This is a genomic window from Burkholderia mayonis (assembly GCF_001523745.2).
Taxonomy (GTDB): Bacteria; Pseudomonadota; Gammaproteobacteria; order Burkholderiales; family Burkholderiaceae; genus Burkholderia; species Burkholderia mayonis.
In genome coordinates, this window is sequence record NZ_CP013386.1 from 1841719 (window position 1) to 1867018 (window position 25300).

Annotated in this window: 21 protein-coding genes; 7 read left to right on the forward strand and 14 right to left on the reverse strand. The window is 68.0% G+C overall.

What is annotated here, in order from left to right:
• Positions 1–6 precede the first annotated feature (6 nt).
• The 8 genes from WS70_RS09105 to osmF form a co-directional block, all read right to left on the reverse strand.
• The gene (locus WS70_RS09105) at positions 7–1017 is read right to left on the reverse strand and encodes an ornithine carbamoyltransferase (RefSeq protein ID WP_059470062.1); all 1011 of its coding nucleotides are present in this window, start codon (positions 1015–1017) and stop codon (positions 7–9) included.
• Between the two features lie 50 nt (positions 1018–1067).
• A complete protein-coding gene (gene arcA / locus WS70_RS09110; RefSeq protein WP_059470061.1) occupies positions 1068–2324 on the reverse strand; it encodes an arginine deiminase in 1257 nt (418 codons plus the stop codon).
• Between the two features lie 17 nt (positions 2325–2341).
• A complete protein-coding gene (gene arcD / locus WS70_RS09115; protein ID WP_059470060.1) occupies positions 2342–3796 on the reverse strand; it encodes an arginine-ornithine antiporter in 1455 nt (484 codons plus the stop codon).
• Positions 3797–3953: 157 nt separating this feature from the next.
• Positions 3954–4286: a hypothetical protein gene (locus tag WS70_RS09120; protein WP_059470059.1), complete on the reverse strand. Its 333-nt coding sequence runs from the start codon at positions 4284–4286 to the stop codon at positions 3954–3956.
• An 875-nt stretch (positions 4287–5161) separates the two neighbouring features.
• Complete coding sequence (locus tag WS70_RS09130; RefSeq protein ID WP_059470057.1) at positions 5162–5977, reverse strand: ABC transporter permease; 816 nt, start codon at positions 5975–5977, stop codon at positions 5162–5164.
• Positions 5974–6936 (reverse strand): ABC transporter ATP-binding protein, encoded by a 963-nt coding sequence (locus WS70_RS09135; protein ID WP_059470056.1) that lies wholly within the window; start codon positions 6934–6936, stop codon positions 5974–5976. The genes WS70_RS09130 and WS70_RS09135 overlap by 4 nt, the downstream gene beginning before the upstream one ends.
• On the reverse strand, positions 6933–8153 hold the full coding sequence (locus WS70_RS09140; RefSeq protein WP_059470055.1) for an ABC transporter permease: 1221 nt from the start codon (positions 8151–8153) through the stop codon (positions 6933–6935). The genes WS70_RS09135 and WS70_RS09140 overlap by 4 nt, the downstream gene beginning before the upstream one ends.
• A complete protein-coding gene (gene osmF, locus WS70_RS09145; RefSeq protein WP_059470054.1) occupies positions 8150–9088 on the reverse strand; it encodes a glycine betaine ABC transporter substrate-binding protein OsmF in 939 nt (312 codons plus the stop codon). Before osmF ends, WS70_RS09140 begins: the two co-directional genes overlap by 4 nt.
• A 330-nt stretch (positions 9089–9418) precedes the next feature.
• On the opposite strand from osmF, the gene WS70_RS09150 reads away from it, so the two are divergent.
• Positions 9419–10189: a class I SAM-dependent methyltransferase gene (locus WS70_RS09150; protein WP_059597016.1), complete on the forward strand. Its 771-nt coding sequence runs from the start codon at positions 9419–9421 to the stop codon at positions 10187–10189.
• Between the two features lie 446 nt (positions 10190–10635).
• On the opposite strand, the gene WS70_RS09155 is transcribed toward WS70_RS09150, so the two are convergent.
• Together WS70_RS09155 and WS70_RS09160 are read right to left on the reverse strand one after the other, a co-directional pair.
• On the reverse strand, positions 10636–10821 hold the full coding sequence (locus tag WS70_RS09155; RefSeq protein WP_059470052.1) for a hypothetical protein: 186 nt from the start codon (positions 10819–10821) through the stop codon (positions 10636–10638).
• 63 nt (positions 10822–10884) lie between these two features.
• Positions 10885–12861: an acyl-CoA synthetase gene (locus WS70_RS09160; protein ID WP_059597015.1), complete on the reverse strand. Its 1977-nt coding sequence runs from the start codon at positions 12859–12861 to the stop codon at positions 10885–10887.
• A gap of 363 nt (positions 12862–13224) precedes the next feature.
• On the opposite strand from WS70_RS09160, the gene WS70_RS09165 reads away from it, so the two are divergent.
• The 3 genes from WS70_RS09165 (at position 13225) to WS70_RS09180 (ending at position 14953) form a co-directional block, all read left to right on the forward strand.
• Positions 13225–13413 carry a DUF3562 domain-containing protein gene (locus WS70_RS09165; RefSeq protein WP_059470050.1) on the forward strand — a complete coding sequence of 63 codons (189 nt, stop codon included), beginning with the start codon at positions 13225–13227 and terminating at the stop codon, positions 13411–13413.
• A gap of 798 nt (positions 13414–14211) precedes the next feature.
• The gene (locus WS70_RS09175; RefSeq protein ID WP_059470049.1) at positions 14212–14403 is read left to right on the forward strand and encodes a hypothetical protein; all 192 of its coding nucleotides are present in this window, start codon (positions 14212–14214) and stop codon (positions 14401–14403) included.
• A 37-nt stretch (positions 14404–14440) separates the two neighbouring features.
• The gene (locus tag WS70_RS09180) at positions 14441–14953 is read left to right on the forward strand and encodes a chemotaxis protein CheW (RefSeq protein WP_059597014.1); all 513 of its coding nucleotides are present in this window, start codon (positions 14441–14443) and stop codon (positions 14951–14953) included.
• An 86-nt stretch (positions 14954–15039) separates the two neighbouring features.
• On the opposite strand, the gene WS70_RS09185 is transcribed toward WS70_RS09180, so the two are convergent.
• Together WS70_RS09185 and WS70_RS09190 are read right to left on the reverse strand one after the other, a co-directional pair.
• Entirely contained in the window at positions 15040–15558 is a 519-nt protein-coding gene (locus WS70_RS09185) for a nuclear transport factor 2 family protein (protein ID WP_226382824.1), read from the reverse strand.
• Between the two features lie 357 nt (positions 15559–15915).
• Entirely contained in the window at positions 15916–17097 is a 1182-nt protein-coding gene (locus WS70_RS09190; RefSeq protein ID WP_226382825.1) for an MFS transporter, read from the reverse strand.
• 438 nt (positions 17098–17535) lie between these two features.
• On the opposite strand from WS70_RS09190, the gene WS70_RS09195 reads away from it, so the two are divergent.
• The 3 genes from WS70_RS09195 to WS70_RS09205 all read left to right on the forward strand — a co-directional run bounded on the left by WS70_RS09195 (position 17536) and on the right by WS70_RS09205 (position 23108).
• On the forward strand, positions 17536–19224 hold the full coding sequence (locus WS70_RS09195; protein WP_082722214.1) for an FAD-dependent monooxygenase: 1689 nt from the start codon (positions 17536–17538) through the stop codon (positions 19222–19224).
• Entirely contained in the window at positions 19221–19451 is a 231-nt protein-coding gene (locus WS70_RS09200; RefSeq protein WP_059470047.1) for a DUF2783 domain-containing protein, read from the forward strand. Before WS70_RS09195 ends, WS70_RS09200 begins: the two co-directional genes overlap by 4 nt.
• Positions 19452–19565: 114 nt before the next feature.
• Positions 19566–23108, forward strand: coding sequence for an indolepyruvate ferredoxin oxidoreductase family protein (locus tag WS70_RS09205; protein WP_059470046.1), 3543 nt, complete (start codon positions 19566–19568; stop codon positions 23106–23108).
• 120 nt (positions 23109–23228) lie between these two features.
• On the opposite strand, the gene WS70_RS09210 is transcribed toward WS70_RS09205, so the two are convergent.
• Positions 23229–24629 carry an MmgE/PrpD family protein gene (locus tag WS70_RS09210; protein WP_059597013.1) on the reverse strand — a complete coding sequence of 467 codons (1401 nt, stop codon included), beginning with the start codon at positions 24627–24629 and terminating at the stop codon, positions 23229–23231.
• 87 nt (positions 24630–24716) lie between these two features.
• Complete coding sequence (locus WS70_RS33515; RefSeq protein WP_269434735.1) at positions 24717–25289, reverse strand: acyl-CoA carboxylase biotin carboxyl carrier protein subunit; 573 nt, start codon at positions 25287–25289, stop codon at positions 24717–24719.
• Positions 25290–25300 lie beyond the last annotated feature (11 nt).

Genomic DNA, 25300 nt, shown 5'->3' on the forward strand with positions numbered 1-25300 from the left:
GAATCGTCAGATGCCGCCGAGCGTCGACACGAGGACCGCCTTGATCGTATGCATGCGGTTTTCCGCCTGCTCGAACGCGATGCAGCGGGGCGATTCGAACACTTCGTCGGTGACTTCGATGCCGTCCTTCAAATTCGGATAGCGTTCGGCGATCGCTTGGCCGACCTTCGTCTCGCAGTTATGGAACGCCGGCAGGCAGTGCATGAAGCGCGTGCGCGGGTTGCCCGTCGATTCGATCAGCTTGCGGTTCACCTGGTACGGCAGCAGCGCCTTGATCCGCTCGTCCCACGCGTCGACGGGCTCGCCCATCGACACCCATACATCGGTATGGATGAAGTCGACGCCCTTGACCGCCTCGCACGGATCTTCGGTCAGCATGATCCGCGCGCCGCTTTCGGCCGCGAACGCTTCGCACTGCGCGATGAAGTCCGCGGCGGGCCAGAGCGACTTCGGCGCGCCGATCCGCACGTCCATCCCGAGCTTCGCGCCGATCAGCAGCAGCGAATTGCCCATGTTGTTGCGCGCGTCGCCGAGATACGCGTAGCGGATGTCGTGCAGCGGCTTGTCGCTGTGCTCGCGCATCGTCATCACGTCGGCGAGCATCTGCGTCGGGTGGTACTCGTCGGTGAGCCCGTTGAAGACGGGCACGCCCGCATGGTGCGCGAGCGCCTCGACGATCTCCTGGCTGAAGCCGCGGTACTCGATCGCGTCGTACATCCGGCCGAGCACGCGCGCCGTGTCCTTCATGCTTTCCTTGTGGCCGATCTGCGACGACGTCGGATCGATGTACGTGACGTTCGCGCCCTGGTCGTACGCAGCGACTTCGAACGCGCAGCGCGTGCGGGTCGACGTCTTTTCGAAGATGAGCGCGATGTTCTTGCGCAGCAGGCGCGGCTGCTCGGTGCCGCTGTACTTCGCGCGCTTCAGGTCGCGCGCGAGGTCGAGCAGATAGCGCAGCTCGCGCGCGTTGTGGTGCATCAGGCTCAGCAGATTGCGGTTGTGCAGGTTGAAGCTCATCTGGTTTCTCCGTAGGTTGTCGGGGTGGCGGCGCCGCGCCGATCGGGGCCTCAGTAGTCGACGGGATCGCGCAGGACCGGGCAGGTCATGCAGTGGCCGCCGCCGCGGCCGCGCCCGAGCTCGCTCGAGCCGATCGTGATCACCTCGACACCCGCCTTGCGCAGCAGCGTGTTCGTGTACGTGTTGCGGTCGTAGCCGACCACGACGCCCGGCTCGATGCAGACCATGTTGTTGCCGTCGTCCCATTGCTCGCGCTCGGCCGCGAAATCGTTGCCGCCCGTCTCGACGACGCGCAGCGACTTGAGCCCGAGCGCCTGCGCGACGACGTCGACGAACGGCTTGTCTTCGCGTTCGATGTCGATGCCGTAGCGCGCGTCGCCGCCCGGGCGCAGCGAGAACGGGACGATCCGGTTCACGACTTCGGGGAAGATCGTCACGAGATCGCGGTCGCAGAAGCTGAACACGGTGTCGAGGTGCATCGACGCGCGCGCGTTCGGCAGGCCGGCGACGATCACGCGCTCGGCCGCGCCCTTCGCGAACAGCGACTGCGCGAGCTGGCCGATCGCCTGGCGCGACGTGCGCTCGCCCATCCCGACGAGCACGACGCCGCGGCCGATCGGCATCACGTCGCCGCCTTCGAGCGTCGCCATCCCGTGATCCCGGTCGGGATCGCCGTACCAGATGTCGAATTTCGCGTCGGCGAACTGCGGATGGAACTTGTAGATCGCCGTGACGAGGAGCGTCTCCTGCCGGCGCGCGGGCCAATGCATCGGATTCAGCGTGACGCCGCCGTAAATCCAGCACGACGTGTCGCGGGTGAACATCATGTTCGGCAGCGGCGGCAGCACGAACGACGACTGACCGAGATAGTCGCGAAAAAGCGTGAGCACTTTCGAGCGCTCGCCGCCCGCGATCTCGCTCGCGGCGACGCCGCCGATCAGGAATTCGGCGAGCGTGCGCGGCTCGAGGCTTTCGAGCCACGCGCGCACTTCGTCGACGAGGCCGACGCCGACGTTGTCGGGCGTGACCTTCCGGTCGAGGATCCACTTGAGCGCGACGGGATTCTTGACGGTCTCGGTCAGCAGGTTGTGCATCTCGAACACTTCGACGCCGCGCTCGCGCATCTTCGACACGAAGTCGAAGTGGTCGCGCTTCGCCTGGTTCACCCACATCACGTCGTCGAACAGCAGCGCGTCGCAATTGCTCGGCGTGAGACGCTGATGCGCGAGCCCCGGCGAGCAGACGAGCACCTTTCGCAGCTTGCCGACTTCGGAGTGGACTCCGACTTGAGGGATGGCGTTGGTCATGTTGGTTACCTCTTCGATCAAAGGGTGATGAGCCCGCTATGGAGCGCGTAGGCCGCGACGACCGCGGCGGCGGCGGCCGCCGCGAAGATCAGCTTTTCGGCGGCCGTGAAAACCGGCTTGCCGAGCTCGCGCTTCGCCTTCGCGAAGAAGAGCGCGCCCGGCGCATAGAGCAATGCGGACAGCAGCAGATACTTGATGCCGCCCGCGTACAGCAGCCACACCGCGTAGAGCACGGCGATCGCGGCGACGAAGCCGTCCTTGCGGCGGGCGCGCGCGTCGTTCTCGTAGGTCTCGCCGCGCACGGCGATGAGGAGCGCATAGGCGGCCGACCAGAAGTACGGGATCAGGATCATCGACGTCGCGAGATAGATCAGCGACAGATAGGTGCTTTGCGAGAACAGCGTGATGAGCAGGAACACCTGGACGAGCGCATTCGTGAGCCAGAGCGCGTTCGCGGGCACGTGATTCGCGTTCTCCTTGCGCAGGAACGCGGGCATCGTATGGTCCTTCGCGGCCGAGAACATGATCTCCGCGCAAAGCAGCACCCACGACAGCAGCGCGCCGGCGAGCGACACGACGAGGCCGACGCTGATGAGGACGGCGCCCCAGTGGCCGACGACGTGCTCGAGCACGGCCGCCATCGACGGGTTCTGCAGCTTCGCGAGCTGCGGCTGCGTCATGATGCCGAGCGACAGCACGTTGACGAGCACGAGCACGAGCAGCACGCCGACGAAGCCGATCACGGTCGCGCGGCCGACGTCGCTGCGCTTTTCCGCGCGCGCCGAGAAGATGCTCGCGCCTTCGATGCCGATGAAGACCCAGACCGTCACGAGCATCATGTTGCGGACCTGGTTCATCACCGAGCCGAGCGACGGATTCGCGCGGCCCCAGATGTCGGCACTGAACACGTCGAGCTTGAACGCGAAGAAGCAGATCAGGATGAACACCGCGAGCGGGACGATCTTCGCGACGGTCGTGACGAGATTGATGAACGCCGCTTGCCGGATGCCGCGCAGCACGAGGAAGTGCACCGCCCACAGCAGCACCGATGCGCCCGCGATCGCGGCGGGCGTGTTGCCTTCTCCGAATATCGGGAAGAAGTAGCCGAGCGTCGAGAAGAGCAGCACGAAGTAGCCGACGTTGCCGATCCACGCGCTGATCCAGTAGCCCCACGCGGACGAGAAGCCCATGTAGTCGCCGAAGCCCGCCTGCGCATAGGCGTAGACGCCGCCGTCGAGCTGCGGCTTGCGGTTCGCGAGCGTCTGGAACACGAACGCGAGCGTCAGCATGCCGACCGCGGTGATCGCCCAGCCGATCAGGATCGCGCCGGCTTCGGCGGTGGCGGCCATGTTCTGCGGCAGCGAGAAGATGCCGCCGCCGATCATCGACCCGACGACGAGCGCGGTCAGCGCGCCGAGTCGCAGCTTGTTCGTGGCGGTTTTCGCCGCGACTTCTTGAGTCACTTCAGCCATGATGTTTCCTCACAGTCGCATTCGTGCAAAATCGCGGCGTGCACGCAGCCATCGCGCGTCCGCCGGGGCGGATGAGCGCGGCGGTCTGCCGCTTGCACGCGCGGTCAGGCGGAACGCGCGTCGTTTGAAATCCGAAGGTGGTTGCCCGATTCGGGCGTTATCGGCGGAATGTCGTCATGGGTCCGCCTCGTGGTGGTTGCGTCCGGGCTTCGCGTTGACGCCGCGCCTCGGCTGCGTCGCTGCGCTCCCAGAACGAAAAGATCCAGATACCGATCCGGCGTCGCTTCCAGTACATGCCGTGCAGGCGGCGGCGGATTTCCGCGAGTGCGCCCCAGTTGGCGCCTTCGATGTCGATCAGCGCGCTCGGTCTCGGGCCCGATTGCCCGATGAATTGAATCGCGGTGAATTTCTTTCCGGTGTATTTGAATAGAAAAGCCTGAAGCTCTTCTCGTGTGACCCCCGGTTGAATGTTTTCGATACAGATTCTCATCACGCTTCCTGCCAATTTCGTTCGAATCCGCTCTCGATCGCTTTTGGCGGTCGAATTTCCGCAGGCAGTGGAATCGAGCGATAAATCCCGGTTCTGGCGTGCGAAACGAGCTGATCGAACCCATCCCAAATTCGTCAAATCTGGGATTTGAATTTGCTTTCGTCGATTCAATTCTTCCCGATGGCTCATCAATTGAAAACAATTTAAACGACTCTTTATGTCATGGATCAAAAAACGCGGGAAGGCGGCCGGACGGTGTGCGGACAGCGCTGAGGGTGGCATGCACGTTGCTGTCGTTCGTGCTTGCGGCTGAGCCGTTTTTATCGGCGGCGCGAATCGACGTTCATCGGACATGCACTTATCACGATTACCGTTGTTCGACGCAATTCCATCTTGCTGAAACCGTGATTTATCGTGATTCGGAAGCACGGGCGACAGACGCGTCGGCGTCGTGCTCGGATCGTGTGCCGTGTGCCGTGTGCGAAACATGCGTGGCAACGGGATGGAAGTGAATTCGCGACGACGCCTGCGCGTATGTACGCGTGCCGTCATGCGACGAGCGCGCCGGTCGATGCCGCTGTCGGTTGCTGGTGTGTCGCGCATCGCGCGCGAGCGAGCGCCGGTGCGCCGATTCGCGAAGCGGCACGGCCTGTCCCGGTGCGAGCATGACGCGACGCCGCGCGATCGGAATGTGCAATGGCAATCGATGCAGGTGAAGGGCGCGCGCTCACACGCGTATCGGCGCGCTGAGCGATGCGAATGCGCGCATCCGCGATCGCTCGCGCTTCGCCGGGCGGTGCGGCGAATCAGTCGGCGGGCAAGCCGCCTCGCTCACCGCGACGGGAGCCCGCGCTGTCGCGCGTCGCGCCCGCTAGCTACTCGCCGCCTTCGCGCCGCATCGCCCCCGCCCCCGCGGGCGCGATCCATCGCCCGATCACGCCGAGCGCGTCGTAGACCAGCACCGCGAGCAGCGCGACGATGAGACCGCCTTGCAGCACGAACGCGGTGTTCGACGTCTGCAATCCGGCGATGATCACGTCGCCGAGCCCCTTCGCCGCGACGGTCGAACCGATTGTCGCGGTGCCGAGATTGATGACGACCGCGAGCCGGATGCCGTTCAGGATCACCGGAAACGCGAGCGGCAACTCGATCCATACGAGCCGCTGCGGCGCGCTCATTCCCATCCCGCGCGCGGCGTCGACGGCATCGGCGGGCACGTCCTGCAGCCCCGCGATCGTGCTCTCGAAGATGGGCAGCAGCCCGTACAGGATCAGCGCGATCAGCACGGGCTTCACGCCGAAGCCGACCGCCGGCACCGCGAGCGCGAGCACTGCGACGGGCGGGAAAGTCTGCCCGATGTGCACGACGCTGCGCGCGACGGGCAGGAATTCCGCGCCCGCGCGCCGCGTGACGAAGATCCCGGCGGCGAGCGCAAACGCCGCGCCCGCCGCACTCGCCGTCGCGACGATCGCGAGATGCGCGAGCGTCAGATCGAAGAGGCTCGCGCGCGGGTAGATCGCGGGCGCGCCGTTGTCGGCGAATGGCGCGAAGAGGGGCTCGAGCCAGCCGGGCCGCGCGACCAGCACGGCGAGCGCCGCCAGCGCGGCGGCGCGGGCAAGCGCGACACCCGCCCGACGGCTCGCGGCGCCGATCGTCGCCTTCGTGCTCGCAGCGTTCATCGCGCGCGTCATGCCGGCTGCTTCGCTTGCGCGACGATCGCGGCGAGCGTGATGCGGGTCGTCACGGCGCCGTCGGCGCTCGACACGGGCAGCGCGGGGACGCCGCGCCACAGCAGCTCGGAGATCGCGTCGCGCAGCGTGAGCGCGCCCGAGATCGGCTCGCCCGGCGCGACGCCCGGCTCGGCGAGCGCGTCGACGCGCATGAGCGACAGCAGCCGCAGCGGCCTGTCGAGGCCCGCGACGAGCCGCTCGACGACGCCCGGCTGCGGCCGTCCGAGAATCTCGGCGGGCGAGCCCGCCTGCAGGATGCGCCCCGCGTCCATCACCGCGATCTGATCGCCGAGCCGCAGCGCCTCGTCGATATCGTGCGTGACGATCACGATCGTGATCCTGAGCCGACGCTGCAGCGCGACGAGATCGTCCTGCGCCTTGCCGCGGATGATCGGATCGAGCGCGCCGAACGGCTCGTCCATCAGCAGGATCGCCGGCTCGGCCGCGAGTGCGCGCGCGACGCCGACGCGCTGCTGCTGGCCGCCCGACAGTTGATGCGGCAGCTTGCGCGCGTACGTCGCGTAATCGAGCTCGAACAGCTCGAGCAACTCGCGCACCCGCGCGTCGATGCGCGCCGCGCGCCAGCCGAGGAGGCGCGGCACCGTCGCGATGTTGCGCGCGACCGTCCAGTGCGGAAAGAGGCCGTGCCCCTGGATCACGTAGCCGATCCCGCGCCGCAGCGTCTCGGCGGGCACGCTCGCGGTGTCGACGCCGTCGACGCGAATCGTCCCGCTCGTCGGCGCGATCAGCCGGTTGATCATCCGCAACAGCGTCGACTTGCCGCTGCCCGATGCGCCGACGAGCGCCGTCACCGTGCCGCGCTCGACCGTGAGCGACACGTCGTCGACCGCGACGACGGGAGGAAGTCCCGGTGGGACGAGATCGCCGAAATGCCGGCTCACGCGTTCGATCTCGATCATCGGCGCGCTCCTTTCGCGATCTCGGTCGCGGCCTCGAACAGCACAGCGGTGACGAGCGCGAACGCGATCGTCGGCAGCGCGCCGAGCAGCACCAGGTCGGTCGCCGACTGCCCGATTCCCTGGAAGATGAACGTGCCGAAACCGCCGCCGCCGATCAGCGCGGCGACCGCGGCGAGGCCGATGTTCTGCACGAGCACGATGCGCACGCCGGACAGCACGACAGGCAGCGCGAGCGGCAACTCGACCGCGACGAGCCGCTCGCGGCCCGTCATCCCCATCGCCTGCGCGGCCTCGATGACGGCGGCCGGCACCTGCGCGAAGCCGACGACGACGCTCGACACGATCGGCAGCAGCGCATACAGGAAGAGGGCAATCAGCGCGGGCGCGACGCCGATCCCGCTCACGCCGATCGCGGCGGCGAGCGGCACGCGCGCGGCGAGGATCGCGAGGGGCGCCATCAGCAGGCCGTACAGCGCGATGCTCGGGATCGTCTGCACGACGTTCAGGAGCGGCATCACCGCGCCGCGCAGCGCGGCCGAGCGCGTGCAGCCGATGCCGAGCGGCACGCCGGCCGCGGCCGCCGCGGCGACCGAGGCGGTGACGAGCGCAAGATGGCGGATCGCCTCGTTGCGGAACGTGTCGGCGCGCACCGCATATTCCTGCATCACCGACAAGCCGTCCCAGAAGCCGCCGTGAACGAATGCCGCGAGCGCCGCGACCGCGGCGGCGAGCGCGGCGAGACGAGCGCCAGGCGCGAGCGCGACGCGGGCGAGCGCATCGGCGATCAGCACCGCGAACGCGAACAGCAGCAGCCACGCGCCGGACGCGGGCGACACGCGCGCGAGCGGCGTGTCGGGCGTGACGAGGTGCGCGGGCGCGGCGCCGACGGCGATGCACAGCGCGACGACGAGCGCGGCGCCGACCGCAGCGCGCAAAGCGGCGCGGCTGCGGACGAGCGCGAACAGCGCGCCAGCCGCCCACAGCGCGGCGAGCGCATGCGCGTGCAGCGCGGGAAACACCGCGTCGAGCGCAAGCCCCGATCCGCCCGCGATCCGGTTCGCGCGCAGCGTGACGAATGGCTCGAAAAATGCCGCGTACGCGACGAGCGCGGCGATCAGCACGCCGACCTTGTCGACGCGCGCGATCCACGCCGGCGCTGCGTCCGGGCGCGGCGCGGGGACGGGCGCGCGAGCCCCGCCCGCCGTGCGCGCCGTCATTTGACGAAGCCCTTCGCTTTCAGATAGCTCGCCGCGACGCTCGCGGCCGGCTCGCCGTTGATCTGGATTCGCGCGTTGAGCGTCTGCAGCGTCTTCAGATCGAGGCTCGCGAACACGGGTTTCAGGTAATCGGCGATCTGCGGATGCGCTTTCAGCACCGCCTCGCGGACGATCGGCGTCGGCGCGTAGACGGGCTGCACGTGCTTGTCGTCGTCGAGGACCGTAAGCCCCGTCGCCGCGATGCCGCCGTCGGTGCCGTAGACCATCGCGGCGTTCACGCCGTCCGTCTGCTGCGCGGCGGCCTTGATCGTCGCGGCGGTGTCGCCGCCCGACAGCACGAGCATCTGCTCCGGCTTCAGCTTGAAGCCGTACGCCTTCTCGAACGACGGCAGTGCGGACGCGCTGTTGACGAACTCGGCCGATGCGGCGAGCTTCACCTTGCCGCCCGCGCCGACCCACTTGCCGAAGTCGCTGAACGTCTTCAGGTGCTGCGATTGCGCGACCGAGCTCAGCACCGCGACGCCCCACGTATTGTTCGCGGGCGCGGGCGCGAGCCAGATGATCCGGTTCGCCGAGTAGTCGAGCTGCTTCGCGAGCGCGTAGCCTTGCGCGGCGTTCTTCCACGCGGGATCGTCGGCCTTGTTGAAGAAGAATGCGGCGTTGCCGGTATATTCCGGATAGATGTCGATTTCGCCCGTCGTCAGCGCCCGTCGGACGATCGGCGTCGCGCCGAGCCCGATCTTGTCGACGACGGCGATGCCGTGCGCCTTCAGCACCTGCGCGATCACGTTGCCGAGCAGGTTGCCTTCGGTGTCGATCTTCGACGCGACGGTCACCGCGTCGGCGGCGTGCGCGCCGGGCGCGGCGGAAACAAGCGAGACGGCCACCGCGGCGGCGGCCGCGCGCAGGGTGCGGCTGAAACGGGGAATCTTCATCGAGGCTGGCACTCCTGTCGGACAGCGGAGGAACGGATGCGATGGCGTCCGTGCGCCCGGCCGACGGGATTCGGCCGGGGGCGAAGCGGGGGCCGATCACAAGCGGCAGGGGTTCAAGGTACTTGAGCAGGCGCGCTTTGGCAAACGAGCGCGCATTCAGCGAGCATTCAGGCGCAGCGTAAACGATCGTTTTGGACTGCGCATTTCCGTACCGCGGCGATACAATGCAACGGACGAGGCAGCATTCCGAACGGATATTGCACTGCACCGTCATTCGTCGCTTTGAGCCGCTTTTCCGCCGATTGCCGTCTACGTCAAGGAGCGTCCATCGTGAGCAGCGATCCCAACACGGCGCCACCGTCCGCGTCGCAGAACGTCTACGACGACGCATCGTTCTTCGAAGGCTACCGTACGCTTCGGCAAGGCGACACCGGCCTGAACGGCGCACTCGAATTCCCCGCACTCAAGCGCCTCTTGCCCGATCTCGCGGGCCTGCACGTGCTCGACCTCGGCTGCGGCTTCGGCGATTTCGCCCGCTACGCGCGTGCGCACGGCGCCGTGTCGGTGACGGCCGTCGACGTGTCGTCGCGGATGCTCGACGAGGCGCGCGCCCGCACCGAAGACGGCGCGATCACCTATCTGCAGCGGTCGATCGAGACCTATCACGCGGCGACGCGCGCGTTCGATCTCGTCGTGTCGTCGCTCGCGCTGCACTACGTCGAGGATTACGCGGGCGTGGTCGCGCGAATCTACGACTCGCTGCGCTCGAACGGCCGCTTCGTGTTCTCGGTCGAGCATCCGATCTGCACCGCGTATCCGGCGGGCTGGGTGCGCGACGAAGACGGCCACAAGCAGCACTGGCCCGTCGATCGCTACCGGCAGGAGGGGCGGCGCGATACGCGCTGGTTCGTCGACGGCGTCGCCAAGTACCACCGGACGGTCGAGACCTATGTGAACACGCTGCTGAAGGCGGGCTTCACGCTCACGCACCTCGGCGAGCCCGCGCCGATTCCCGACGCGCTCGCGGTGCGGCCGGATCTCGAAGCGGACTGCCGGCGGCCGCCGGTGCTGTTCCTCGCTGCGACGCGCGCGGCGAGTTGAGCGGCGGCTGTGGCCGCGCGCATGGAACGGTGGTCGCACGCACCGGTCGGGCAAGCATCACGAGAGCTACCTGACCGACATCCGGCGGGCCGATTTGCCAAAATGGCGGACGATCGTCGATCGTTCGGCATCCGATTCAATGACCGCACGGACACCGCCATTCGACGAAGTCGTGCGGCCCGCTCGTCGGCCCATCGCCGCTCGGGCCGCTCGGATTCGAGCCGATGTCAGTGCGCCCGCCGATTAACGGCCGCCGATCGACCATCGTCCATACCCATCGCATCAGACAGCGCCGTCCAGACAGCGCCGTCATCCGATCCGCAGGGAACGCCGGACAAAGCGCCGCCGCGCACGCATGCGCCAGCGATTCGCCGATTCGTCGATTCGCCGGTGCCCGACGCCGCGGCTTGCCGCGTTCGCGCCGTGGTTCGTGCGACCCGCCGCCGTCACTCCCGCGATCGCCGCGCCCGCCCCGCGAGCCCTTCGCCGGCATCGGCCGGCAGCGCCGCGAACATCGGCGCCGATGCGAGCACGACGAGCGCGGTCGCGACGACCGTGCTGTCGAGGTTCTGCATGAAGAGCGCGCTCGCGACGACGGCCGCCGTCACGCGGAAATTATCGGAACGCTTCAAGATTCGGCCGGCATGACGGATTGACGGATGGGCGATGGGACGGGCGGCGGAAAAGGGCGGCGGTCACGACGTGCGCCCGCGCTCGCCGGCCGCGTCGAAGGCGGCTGCGGCGAGCACGTCGCCGCCGGCCCGCTCGCCGACCCAATCGACTGGAAACGCATAGCGGGCGAGTTGCTCGGCGAGCGCATCGCGCGGTCCGCGCACGGCGACCTTCGCGACGAGCCCGCGCCGCGCGTCCTGCACGACGTCGATCCGCTCGAGCGCGGCCTGCGCGTCGCGCGCGCATGCGGCGACGACGTCCGCGATCTCGAGCCGCTGCAATTCCGGCTTGAAGATCTTGCCGACGGCCGTCGTCGGCACGGCATCGAGGATCCGCACGTGCTTCGGCACCGCCGCGCGCTCGAAGATCGCGCCCGCGGCGAACGCGAGCAGCGCGTCGGCGTCGGCGCTCGCGCCCGTCTTCAGTTGCACATACGCGACGGGCAGTTCGCCCGCGTGCGCGTCCGGCCGGCCGATCGCCGCCGCGAGCGCGACGGCCGGGTGCGCGGCGAGCGCGTCCTCGATGACGCGCGGATCGATGTTGTGCCCGCCGCGAATGATCAGTTCCTTCTTGCGGCCGACGAGCCAGAAATAGCCGTCCGCGTCGCGGCGGCCGAGGTCGCCCGTGTTCAGCCAGCGTTCGCCCGCGACGTCGATCCACAGTCCGCGCTCGTGGGCCGGATCGAGATAGCCGCGAAACACGTTCGGCCCGGACAGCGCGATCAGTCCGACCTCGTCGGCGAGCGCATCGCGCACGTAGCGGCCCGTGTCGTCGACGATCACCGCGCGCATCCGCTGATACGGCAGGCGCAGGCCGATCGAGCCGATGCGCCGCTCGCCGTCGAGCGGATTCAGCGACGCGACGCACGCGCTCTCTGTGAGCCCGTAGCCTTCGACGATCTTCACGCCGGTCATCCGCTCGAAGCTGCGCGCGAGCTCGACGGGCATCGGCGCCGCGCCGCACGCCGCGTATTCGAGCGAGCCGATGTCGTGCCGGCCGACCGGCTGCTGCAAGAGCGCCGCGTACAGCGTCGGCACGCCGGAGAACGCGTTGATTCGATACGCCTCGACGATCTCCCAGAACCGCGCGATCACGTTCTTGCCGCGATAGCCTTGCGGCGTGCCGAGCACGACGTGATGGCCGCGCAGCCACGCCATCAGGCCCGTCACGAGCTGGCCGTTCACGTGAAAGAGCGGCAGCCCGCAGAAGACCGTTCGCGCGTCGTCGCCGTCGCGCACCTGCGTCTCGCTTGCCGACCACACGTCGAACACCTCGCAGCCGTGCGTGCGCACCGCGATCTTCGGGCGCCCCGTCGTGCCGCCCGTGCAGAAGTACGACGACGGCTCGTCGGGCGCGATCGTGCGCGGCTTGATCAGCCGGTCGCCCGGCTGCCGGCGCATTTCGGCATGCAGATTGACGATCCGGATCCGCGTGCCGGGGCGCGCCTTCTCGCGGCGCTCGATCCACGCGAGCGCCGCGCGCTTCGTCAGCGATACGTAAGGCCGCAGGTCGACCCATACGACGGCTTCGACGGTCGGCATCGCGTCCAGATGCGGCGCGAGCTTCGGCCAGATGTCGACGCCGGGCGTCGGCGCGACGCAGAGCAGCACCTTCGCGCGCGCCGCGTCGACGAGCTCAGCGATCTGCGCGCCGTCGAGGAGCGGATTGATCGCCATCGCGATGCCGGCCGCTTCGCCGCCCCAGATCGCGAAATGCGTCTCGGGCAGGTTCGGCAGCACGAACGCGGCGACGTCGCCCGCGCCGACGCCGAGACTCGCGAGTACGTTCGCGGTCCTGACGATGTCGGCGCGCAGCTCGGCGAAGGTCCACGTGTGCGACCGATCGTGCCGGTCGGCATCGAGAAAGAAGGTGAGGGCGGGCGCGTCGGGCGTCTTGGCCGCGCGCTCGTCGAAGATCTGCAGCGTGTTGGCGGGCAGCGCGTGCGCGCGAAGCGGCACGCGCTCGATCTGCTCGATGTCGTGGATGTCGCGAACCGCCATGGATGAACTCCTGTCGGACTGCGAAAGTCGAGTAAGGGAGGCGAACCGCACGCGGGCGATGTTGCGCGTGGCCGCGGTTCATTCGAGCGACGTCCGGACGCAACGTCGCGAATGCGATGAGAGTGTAACGTGCCGCGCCCCGAACCGCCGACAACCGGCATCCGACCCTCCATGGCATCGCAGCGCCGGTTCGGCGACGCGCCAATCCGCTCGGTTCGTATCCGGATTTGTCCGAATAGAGATGGGATCGCGTGAACAAAGCGCTCATAGAGGGATTCAATTTGCGTCGGCGCTTTGGGTGTCATTCAATAGGTGTCCGCGTGCAAGCCGTTTTGTCCGTTTCCCACCCGGTGGAGAGCAAGCATGGTCCAGAACCGCGTCGACGAGATCGTCCAGGCGATCGCGTCCGAAACCCACATGCCCGCCGAAGCGGTATCCCGGCTATACGAAGAAACGCTCGCCGAATACAGCGAAGGCGCGCGGATACGTGACTATCTGGCTGTTCTCGTTGCGAAGCGGGTGAGGGAGACGCTGCGCAATCCGACGCATTGAGCGTCGGCGGCGCGCCGGATGCGGGCGCGGCGGTTGCCGATCGGTGGAGAAATTCCGTCGTACAGCGAACGTGTCGGCACGAGCGTGCGGCGGGACGCAGCGACGGCCACAACGACAGCAGACAGCAAGGCAGGGCGATGCGCCGCGAGAGTAGTGCTCCCGTGCCTGACACGGTACCGTCATCGAAACGCGTGAAGCTGGCGATTGGTCGGAGCCGCCGGTACCTGCCGGTACATTTGAAACGAAAATCCGGCTTCGACAACCCGGCATATCACCCGAGCGTGGTGCGCTTTCAACGATGGATCGCACCCGGCTGGCCGCCGGATTGCATTTCCCGTCCGGGTAGACCGGCCCGCACCGCTCTTCCGCCGACACCCGCGGCGTCATCCGCGGCGGCGCATCGATCGAGCACTTTGGCCTCGAACGATGCCGTCACGACGCGTTCGCCGACTCCCCGGCGACCCGGCTCCTGTGCAATCGCCCTCTTCGCCTCGGTCGGTTGTGCGAATCGATCGATCTCCGTTTGATCGTCGCCCGCGATCCGTTATGTGACAGATTTTCACCGATTGGTTAACGATTTGTTAACGATTGGCTGACGCTTCGGTCGTCGAAGCGATTTTTCCGAGCCGTAAACCCTGATGCAAACGATTTTCGTCCCGAACGGCATCTCAAGCATTCCTCATCGCGGCCGTTAGAAGACGACAATGCGTCGCGCGGCGCGACGCGAGTTCCGATGTCGGATCAATCGAGGTGAAACAATGAATTTTCAGACAATGACTGTGCGGGCTGGCGCTGCTCGTGTCAGTCCTCGCGCTGCATGCGCTCGGCGACGCGAACGACCGCTTCACGAGCGAAGTCCGCAGCCTCGCGCCGCGCTCGTCGAGCGCGGCGAAGGAAATCAAGGATCTGATGCACGCCGCGCCGACGTTCGGCAAGCCGGCGCCGGCCATGGCGGTCGCGGCCGCGACCGAAGACTGGCAAACATTCTGATGGCGACACGCGCCTCGCGCGCTTGGAGGAGAAGGCAATGAATGCAACGATGGAAGCGCCGCACGCGGCGCGCATGGGCGGACACGACGCGGCGCGCGATGCGCAGGAATTCGTCACGTTCCGGCTCGGCGCCGAAGAATACGGAATCGACATCCTGCGCGTGCAGGAGATCCGTTCGTACGAAGAGCCGACGCGCATCGCGAACGCGCCGGCGTTCATCAAGGGCGTGATCAACCTGCGCGGCGTGATCGTGCCGATCGTCGACCTGCGGCTGAAGTTCGCGCTCGATTCGGCCGAGTACAACACGTCGACGGTGGTCATCGTGCTGAACGTCGCGGCGCGCACGGTGGGCGTCGTCGTCGATGCAGTGAGCGACGTGCTCCAGCTCGCGGCGGCCGACCGGCGGCCGGCGCCCGAGTTCGGCGCGTCGATCGACACCGGGTTCATCACCGACCTCGGTTCGATCGCGGGCGAAGACGGCGACCGGATGCTGATTCTGCTCGACATCGAGCGGTTGATCGCGGCAGCCGACATCGGACTCGTCAGTTGAGCGGTTGTCGCCGTCTCGGCGCGCTCGAATGGTCGCGCGGCGCGACCATCGCCGACGTGCGCGCCCGGCCGCGCCGCGAGTCGCCCCTATCGCGGCCCGGTCGGCGTGCACGGCGGCCCGAGCGGCGTGCCGTACAGCGGATGATCGCTCATCAGATCGAGCTTTTCGATCGCCCAGCCCGACGACTGCCGGCGAAGCGTCAGGTAATAGCGGCCCGTCGCGAGCAGTTCGACGCGCCCCTCGGAAAGCGTCGCGTCGCGCGTCTGCATCCAATTGACGGCTGCCTCCGCGCGATCCCCCGATACGTCGATGAGCGGCGTCACGAGATTGTGTCGAGTCGTCGCGGCGGGCCGGTTCGTCACGTTGCCGAACAGAACCTGTGCGAATCGCGCGAGCTGGGCCTGGCCGCGCACGAAGCAGCCCGGACCGTCGTCCGCAGGCTTGCCCGCGTTCCACACGTGCTGGGTCCATACGCCGTCCGACGTAAACAGGCGCGTAAATCGATCCACGCGGCTTTGCGCCGGTTCTCCGGCGGTATCGGCGTCGAGCGTTGCCGCGTACTGCGCGATGAGGTACTGGATCTCGATCGCGTCGGCCGCTTTCAATGGGTTCGTCCTCGCCAGACCGTTCGAGGTCTGGGCGACGCTGGCACAGGAGAGCGCGGCGAGCGCAAGCGCGCCGATCAGTCGGCCGGCGCGAAGTGAGGTTCGATTCACGATGAAGTACCTGTTCCGGTTGTGATGCGGTGGACAAAGAAACGAGCGACCATGGCATGCCGCACACGACCGCCCGCGATCGACGGACGCGAAAGCCGGCGGGACGCGACGCACCCGCGCGATTGCGTCGCGTCCGGGCGCCGGCCGGCGCGATCTCGGCGTGATTACGGCCATATTGCGGCGAGATTACGGCGCAACGGCGAGCAACAGCGGCGCAGCTCGGTGCGAATCGCGCCGCCGTTGCGGTCATCGATTGCCGAGTCGCAGCAGGAGCGCCAGGCCGCCGACGATCGCGCCGACGGCGCAGATGCCGGGCCAGCCCGCATAGATCAGCGCGACATTGCCGGCTTCCGCGCCGACGGCGACGCCGAACATCGCGCCCGTGATGAGGATGCCGTTCAGGCGGCTGCGCGCGATGGGATCGATCGTGTTGACGATCGTCTGATGCGACACGAGCGCGGCCATCACGCCGAGATCGAACAGAACGGCGCCGATCGCGAGCGCAATCAGCGAGCCCGAGAAAATCCACATGCCGACAAACGATCCGATGACGAGCAGGCAGCCGAGGCGGATCGCTGGCAGCGGCCCCGCGCGGTCGGCGAACCGTCCGAACAGCGGCGCGGCGAGCGCGCCCGCGGCGCCCGCGACGCCGTACGCGCCGGCGACGCCCGAGCCCTGATGGTAGGGCGACGCGGCAAGCACGAGCGCGAGCGTCGACCAGAATGCGCCGAGCGACATCGCGAGGAGTCCTTGCGTATACACCGCCCGTCGCAGCGCCGCATGCTGCCGCCAGAGCTTGACGAGGCTCGCCATCAGTTGCGAATACCGGCCGCCCGCGCTCACGGGCAGCGGCGGCAGGAAGCGCCAGACCGCCAGCACGACGAGGCTTTCGAGCGCCGCCGCGACCGCGTAGATCGCGCGCCAGCCGAATTGCTGCGCGACGAGGCCGCCGAGCGTTCGGGACAGCAATACGCCCGTCAGCAGGCCCGTCGTCACGGTGCCGACGATGCGGCCGCGATGCGCATCGGGCGCGAGCTGCGCCGCCACCGGAATGAAATCCTGGCCGACGCTGCTGAAGAGTCCGATCGCCGCGCTCGTCAGGATGAGCGCCGCATAGTTCGGCGACAGCGCCGCGGCAACGAGCGCGAGAACGAGCAGCAGCCCCTTGCAGACGATCAGCGAGCGGCGGCTCAGCATGTCGCCGAGCGGGGCGAGCAGCAGAATGCCGAGCGCGTAGCCGATTTGCGTGAGCGTCGGCGCCCAGCCGATGAGCTGCGGCGGAACGTCGAAGTCGCGCTGGACGAGGCTGAGTATCGGCTGGATGTAGTACACGTTCGCGACGCCGATCCCGGTCCCGATTGCCAGCAGCAGGACAAGACGTCGCGATAGCGCTTCATGACCCATCGATAACGCGGCAGGTGTCGTCAAGATGTGCTCCTTGCATCGAAGAATGAATGGACAACGCCCATGGGCGAACGGCGCGCGGATGTCGCCGCGCACCGACGCCTGCCGGCGAATGTCGCAGCGCTGATTCCGGCTCGGCCAGCCGAATTGCGATACGGCCCTTTCGCCAATTAGGCGGCCGAATATGATCTCATGCAAATAAATCATATGCGATATTTTTTGTGCTGTCGCATTCAATCGACAAGAACATATCGATAAAGCGAATCGACTCGAATTTGTCTTATTGCGGGATTTGGCGTCCAAATTGCGGGAAATTGGGCGAAAAAATCGCCGGCATTCGGCAAATTAATTGATGTTGCGAATTGACCGTATGCGATCTAATATTGCGCAGCATCGCGTTGAAATCGAAACAACTCATCCAGTCGTTTCTTTGCTAAAACGGCATTTCGGGAGTGCCTGCGGATGCATACCCCATCTCGTTTTTCCTATACCCGGCCCGCCGAACTCGACCTCGACGCGCCCGCGCGCGTTCCGGTCGTGATCGCGGGCGCCGGACTCATCGGCCTCGCGCTCGCTTGCGATCTCGCCCAGCGCGGCGTGGCGAGCGTGGTGCTCGAGGCGCGCGACGCGCCGATCGACGGCTCGCGCGCGATCGTCTTCGCACAACGCAGTCTCGAAATCCTCGCGCGGATGAAGCTCGGCCCCCGGCTGCGCCAACAAGGCGTCAACTGGAAGGTCGGCCGCCTGTATCACCAATCCCGGGAAGTGTTCAGCTTCGACTTCCAGCCGGAGCCGGGATTCGAGTGGCCCCCGTTCATCAACGTCCAGCAGTCCTATATCGAAGCATGGCTCGCGCAAGCATGCGCCGAGAGCGGCCTCGTGGATCTGCGCAGCCGCAGCCGCGTCACCGACGTGATCGGTCGCGACGACGGCGCGACGGTCTCGGTCGAAACGCCGGACGGCGAGTACCGGCTCGATTGCGACTGGCTGATCGCGTGCGACGGCGCGCGCTCGACCGTGCGAAAGGTACTCGATCTGCCGTTCGTCGGGGAGATGTTTCCCGATCGCTTCCTGATCGTCGACATCGAGATGAAGGGCGCGGCGCTTCGCGCCGAGCGCCGCTTCTGGTTCGATCCGCCGTTCCATCCGAAACGGTCGGTGCTGCTGCACAAGCAGCCCGACAACTTGTGGCGCGTCGACTTCCAACTGGGCGCCGACGCCGACCCGGCGCTCGAACGGGAGCCCGAACGCGTCGAGCGACGGTTGCGCGCGATGTTCGGCGACGAAGTGGCGTTCCGGATCGACTGGGTGAGCGTCTATACGTTTCGCTGCCGGCGCCTCGCGCGCTTCGTCCATTCGCGCATCGTGTTCGCGGGCGACAGCGCGCACGAAGTCAGTCCGTTCGGCGGACGGGGCGGCAACGGCGGCTTGCAGGACGTCGACAATCTCGGCTGGCGGCTCGCCGCGATCGTTCGCCACGGCGCGCCGGCATCGCTGATCGATTCGTATGGCGATGAGCGCGCATTCGCCGCCGACGAGAATATCCTCAACTCGACGCGCAGCGCGCGCTTCATCTCGCCGGAGAGCCCGGCCGCCGACGTGTTGCGGCGCGCGGCGCTCGCGCTCGCGCGCACGACGCCGTTTGGCCGCGCGCTCGTCAATTCCGGGCGGCTGTCGCGTCCGGCCGTGCTGACGGGCGTCGGGCAATTCGCCGGCGCCGTCGCGCACCCCGGCGTGCTGAAGCCCGGCTCGCCCGCCGTCGACGCGCCCGTCAAGCGCGCCGGCGAGCCCGACTGGCTGCTCGCGCACCTGGGCGGCCCGGGGTACACGCTGCTCGTCTACGGCGATCCCGACGACGCGGCGATCTCCGCGCTCGCCGCCGCGCCGCGCGCCGCGCTGCTCGCCATCGTCGTTGCGTCGCCGGCACGGCCCGCGCACGAGCACGATGCGCCGGGATGCTCGACGCTGTGGGATCACGAAGGCTTCGTCGCGCGGCGCTACGGCCTCGCGCCGGGCAACGCGGTGCTGCTGCGGCCGGATCAGCACGTGCTCGGCTCGTTCGAGCGCGTCGATTCGAGAGCGCTGTGGACGATCCTCGATCGCGCCGTCGGCACGCCGATTCCCCTTTCGTTCGAGGAGACGCAATCATGAGCGGCAACGTGAGCGACAGCTTTGCAACGCCCGTGACGGGGGCGCGCGTTCCGGAGCTCGCCGATCCGGATGCCTATTTTGCGATGCTGGCCGATGCGTGCCGCGATCTCGACGACGCTCAGGGCCATCTGTTCCATGCTCAGCTCGTGCTCGTGCTGATGCATCACATCGCGGACTCCGACGTGTTGCGCGACGCCATCGCGATCGCGCGCGCCGGCATCGACTGATCCGGCGCCCGGCCTCGACCGCTGCTTCACGAGGCCGAATTTCCGGGCGAGCGCGCGAGACGACGCTGCCGCCCATCTTCAATGTGGGCTTTCCGCGATCGAGGGCACGAAACCATGTTCAAGACTACTGAATACCGGCGCGACTCCATTTATCGCCAAGGACTCGAGGATCCGCCCGGACGCATTTTCGTGAGCGGCCAGCAGACGCTGGTGCGTCTGCTGCTCGCGCAGGCCGCCGCCGACCGCGCGGCGGGTCTGAACACTGCGGGCTTCGTGAGCGGATACCGCGGGTCGCCGCTCGGCGGCGTCGACCACGAGCTCTGGCGCGCGAAAGCGCGACTCGAGGACGCGCATATTCGGTTCCAGCCGGCGATCAACGAAGATCTGGCCGCGACGGCGCTGATCGGCACGCAGCGCGTCGAAACCGATGCGACGAGGCGCTACGACGGCGTATTCGGCATGTGGTACGGCAAGGGGCCGGGCGTCGATCGCTCGGGCGACGCGATCAAGCACGGCAATGCGTACGGTTCGTCACCGCACGGCGGCGTGCTCGTCGTGACGGGCGACGACCACGGCTGCGTGTCGTCGTCGATGTCGCACCAGTCGGATCGCACGCTGATCGCGTGGGGCCTGCCCGTGATCCACCCGTCGGGACTCGCCGACTACGAGCGCTGCGGACTGTGGGGCTGGGCGCTGTCGCGCGCATCGGGCCTGTGGGTCGGCTTCAAGGCGATCACCGAGACGGTCGAGGCGTCGGCGTCGGTGCCGACGTTCGAGCCGCCGCATTTCACGCAGCCGCCCGTCGATCCCGGCCCGGACGGACTGCATTGGCGGTGGCCCGATCTGCCGGGCATGCAGATCGAGCGGCGCCATCCATACAAGCTCAAGGCGGCGCGCGCGTTCATGCGCGCCAATCCGCTCGACGAGGCCGTCACGACGCCCGCGCGGCCCGTGCTCGTGATCGCCGCGGTCGGCAAGGCCTATCGCGACGTGCGCGAGGCGCTGCGGCAAGGAGGCGTGTCGCTCGACCAGCTCGAGCGGGCAGGCGTCGCGCTGCTGAAGATCAACGTCGTCTATCCGCTGTCGCCGTTGCTGGAAACATGGGCGCATCGCGCGGGCAAGGTGTTCGTCATCGAGGAAAAGCAGCCTGTCGTCGAGGAGCAGCTCAAGCACTGTCTCTACAACGCGCGGCACGACCGCCGCGCGACGATCGTCGGGAAAGTCGACGAGAAGGGCGCCCCGCTTGTCTCGGAACTGGAGGAGCTGCGCCCGTCGCGCGTTGCGCCGCTGCTTGCGCGACAGCTGAAAGCGTTCGACGTGCCGCTGCGCATCCCGCACGCGTGGGGCGCGGCGCCCGCAGTCCGCGCGCAGGCATGGATCCGGCGCACCCCGTATCTGTGCTCGGGCTGCCCGCACAATACGTCGACGCGCGTGCCGGCGGGCAGCGAGGCGCGTCTCGGCATCGGCTGTCATGCGATGGCGGCGCGGATGCCCGAGCGCGCGACGAGCGGCAGCGTGCAGATGGGCGGCGAGGGCGTCGACTGGCTCGGACAGGCGCCTTTCGTCGATACGCCGCACATTTTCCAGAACATCGGCGACGGCACCTTCTTCCATTCGGGCTATCTCGCGATTCGGCAGGCGATCGCCGCGGGCGCGACCCTCACGTACAAGCTGCTCTACAACGACGCGGTCGCGATGACGGGCGGCCAGCCGGTCGACGGCCAGCTCACCGTCCGCAAGGCGGCCGAGCTCGTGCTGAGCGAGGGCGCGCGGCGCGTCGTCGTCGTGGCCGACGATCCCGGCCGCTACCGGGCGCACGACAGCGTGCCGAAGGGTGTCGAAGTCCATCATCGCGACACGCTCGACGACGTGCAGCGCCAGTTGCGCGACACGCGCGGCGTGAGCGTGCTCATCTTCGATCAAGCCTGCGCGACCGAAGCGCGGCGCAGGAAGAAACGGCAGCCGCCGCCTGCGGTGCAGACCCGGGTCGTGATCAACGAGGCCGTGTGCGAAGGGTGCGGCGATTGCCAGGTGAAGTCCAATTGCCTGTCCGTCGTGCCGGTCGACACGCCGTTCGGACTGAAGCGCACGATCGACGCGCACTCGTGCAACACCGATCTGTCGTGCGTGAAGGGCTTTTGTCCGAGTTTCGTGACGGTCACGGGCACGCCGCGCGAGCGCCGGCCCGCGAAAGCCGATCCCGCCGACGTGATCGCACGCGCCGACGCGCTCGCGCAACCGAAGCCGCGCTCGCTCGACGAGCCGTTCGAAATCATGCTGGTGGGCGTCGGGGGAACGGGCGTCGTCACCGTCGCGAACGCGATCGGACTCGCCGCCCATCTGGACCGACGCTCGGTCAGCGTGCTCGACTTCACGGGCTTCGCGCAGAAGGGCGGCGCGGTGCTCAGTCACATCCGGATCGCGCGCGAGGCGGAGGTGCTGCATCAGTATCGGATCGACCGCGGCGGCGCCGACGCGCTGCTCGCCGCCGATCTGCTCGTCGCCACCGAGGACGACGCGCTGGCGTCGCTCGAACGCGGCAAGACGTTCGTCATTGCGAATACCGCGCAGACACAGACGGGCGCGATGTTGCGCGATGCCGACGCGCGCATCGAGACGGACGCGATCCAGTCGCTGATCGAGAAGGTCGTCGGCGCCGAGCGCTACGACGCGATCGATGCGAAGGCGCTGGCGGCCGAACTGCTCGATCCGATGCAGGCCAACATGCTGCTGTTCGGCTACGCATGGCAGCGCGGCGCGGTGCCCGTGTCGCTCGCGTCGCTGCGCCACGCGCTGGGCCTGCAGGGCGGCCAGGCCGACGCCAAATATCTCGCGTTCTCGTGGGGACGGCTGTGGGCGGCGAATCCGGCATTCGTCGCGCACCATCTCGGCACGGCCGGCGCGACGCCGCCGGGCGCGTGGCGTCCCGTCGGCTTCGTGCGGCGCAAGAAGGAAACCATCGACGAATTGATCGCGTCCCGCACGGCGTTTCTCACGCAATACCAGGACGCGCGTTATGCGGCCCGCTACCGGCGAATGGTCGAGCGCGTGCGCACGGCTGCGGCGCCGCTCGGCGACGTCACGCTCGTCGACGCGGTCGCGCGCATGCTGTTCAAGCTGATGGCCTGCAAGGACGAGTACGAGGTCGCACGTCTGCATACGTCGAAGGCGTTTCTCGACGGCCTGCGCGCGCATTTCGCCGGCCGTGCGAAGCTGACCTTCCACCTCGCGCCGCCGACGCTCGACGCGCGCTCGAAACAGGGCGGCCAGCCGCCGCGCAAGCGCGCCTTCTCGCGCTGGATGGTCCCGGCGTTCCGCGTGCTCGCGGCGGGGCGCGTGCTTCGGCACACGCCGCTCGATCTGTTCGGCTGGACGGCCGAGCGTCGCGACGAGCGCCGTCTCGTCCGCGAATACGAAGAGACGCTCGATCGCCTGCTGCCGCGGCTCACGCGCGACACGCTCGCCGACATCGTCGCATGGGCGAAGACGCCCGATGCGATTCGCGGCTACGGCTACGTGAAGGCGGGCGCGATCGTGAAGGCGCGCGAACGGCAAACCGAGCTCGTCGAGCGGATCCTCAGCGGACACGCGAAGCCGGCGGCGGCATCCGTCGCCGTGCGGGCGCACGACGAGAGCGGCGCCGAGACGGTCGAATGAGTTGAAGGGCGCGCGGGGCCGATGCGCGGGAGCCATGGCCTCGCGCGTCGGTTTCGTGTCTCGCGCTCGCTCGCACGCGGCGGCGAAACCGCCCCGCCCGCCGGGCGGTTTCGGCCGGCGTCAGGCAGCGGCTGGCGCGTGCAGCAGCGACGCGAGTTGCGCGTACTTCGGATTCCGATTCGATGCATCGACGACCCAATCGACGATGCCGGCGCGATTCGCTTGCGCATGCGGAAGACGCGAATAGGCGACGCACTTGTCGAATTTCGCGGCGAGTTCGTTGAGCGTCATCGGGTTCTTCGGGTTGCCTTTCGCGTACGAAACTTCGCCGGACAGCACGCGCCCGTCGACGAGCTGGATCGCGATCTTGATCTTCCCGTGCGTGCCGAGCTCACGGCGCTCGCAATCGGGATCGGTGGTCGGATGAATCTTGCGGCTCACGGCGATCACGTTAGGGCGGCGGATCGCGTCGTCGGTGAAGTCGCCGATGAACAGATCGCCGGTCGCGAGGACCGTCGCGACGTTGTACGCGATGCTGAAGCGCGCCTCGACGACGCTCGTCGGCGCCTGCTTGCGCGCCACCGGCGCGCTGACGAGATCGTAGATCTGCTGATTGGTCTGGATGTCGACGCGCTCGATCTGCGTTGCGTCGAAGCGCTCGCCGTTCGTCAGCGCGAGCGCGAGCGCGGCGGCCGACGTGTTCGGGCGGCAAGTCGGGAACGGCTTGAACGCGATGCCGTCGACGTTCGCGAACGTCTTGCCGAGATCGGCGTCGACCGTCTCGACGGCCGAGCCCGGCTCGAACGCCGAATAATAGCCCCAGCGGCCCGTCAGGAAGTCTCGCGCGCCCGTGAAGCCGTGCGACGCGAGCACGACCGCGCGCACCGCGTTGGCCGCGACGAGCCCTTGCTGGTAGAACACGGTCGGCGCGCCGTCGATCATGCATTGCGTCTCGCCGAGCGCCGACGTGTACGCGATCCCGAGCGCATCGCGCAGCCGATCGCCCTTCAGCCCGTACAGGATGCCCGCCGCCGCAGTGGCCGCGATCACCTTGCACAGATCGTAGCGGCCGCTCTCGAGCAGCGTCTCGCGGCGCGCGCGCGACAGCCGGATCGACAGATCGAGCCCGGCGACGTAGGCGGCGATGAATGCCTGGTGATCGATTTCGTCGGCCTTCAGATCGGCGACGGCGAGCAGCGGCGGAAGAATCGCGACACTCGGATGCGTGCCGAGCGGATCGGCGACGTCGTCGAAATCGAGCGCGCGCGCGGCCGCGCCGTTCAGGAGCGCGGCGGACGGCGCGGGCAGGCGGCGCGCGCGGCCGATCGCGCGCGCTTCGGGCAGGCCGCCCCAGTGCTCGATGACGCCGGCGAGCAGCTCGACCTCGGCGTCGCGCGATCCGGCGATCGATACGCCGAGAATGTCGATCAGCGAATGCTTCGCGATTTCGATCGCAGCGGGATCGATCTTCGAATACGTGAGGGTGTCGCAGTACCGCGTGATGTTGGATTCGAGACTCACGGCAACTCCGCTATGGTGGAAGGTCAGGAAATCGATTGAAACGGTCGCGCCGGCATGGCGCGCGGTTCGGCCGCTCGGCGAGCGCGGTCAGGCGGGATCGGCGTCCGCCACGCTGACGAGCAACGCGCCGGCCTCGACGTTCTCCGCCGCCGCGACGTGCACGGTCTCGATTCGGCAGCGACGCGGCGCAGCCAGCGTCATCAGCATCTTCATCGCCTCGATGCGGACGACCGGCGCGCCTTCGTCGACGACGTCCGATTCGGCGACCAGGATTTCGGCAACGCGCGCGGGCATCGGCGCAGTGATCGCCGCGTGCGCGGCGCGTCCGCGCTCGCGGCGCGTTCCGTTCGAGCCGCGCGGTGCGCCGCGCGTGCCGATGGTTCGATGAATGCCGGCGTAGTCGAGCGTCATGCCGCCTCGCGCGGCGGGCGTCAGCAGCACATCGTGATGCGCGCCGTCCGCTTCGGCGACGAGCCTGACGACGCCGTCCGGCAGCGATTCGCGGGATATCAGGCGAAGCAGCAGCGCGCAGCCGTCGCCGAACGTCGCGCGATAGACGTCGGGCTCGAGGGTCTGGACGTCGATCCGCACGGGCGGTTCGTCTTCCGGCGCGTCGCTCAACGCGCCCGTATAAGTTGTGCGAAGCAGGGGGATGCTCATGCGAGCGCTCC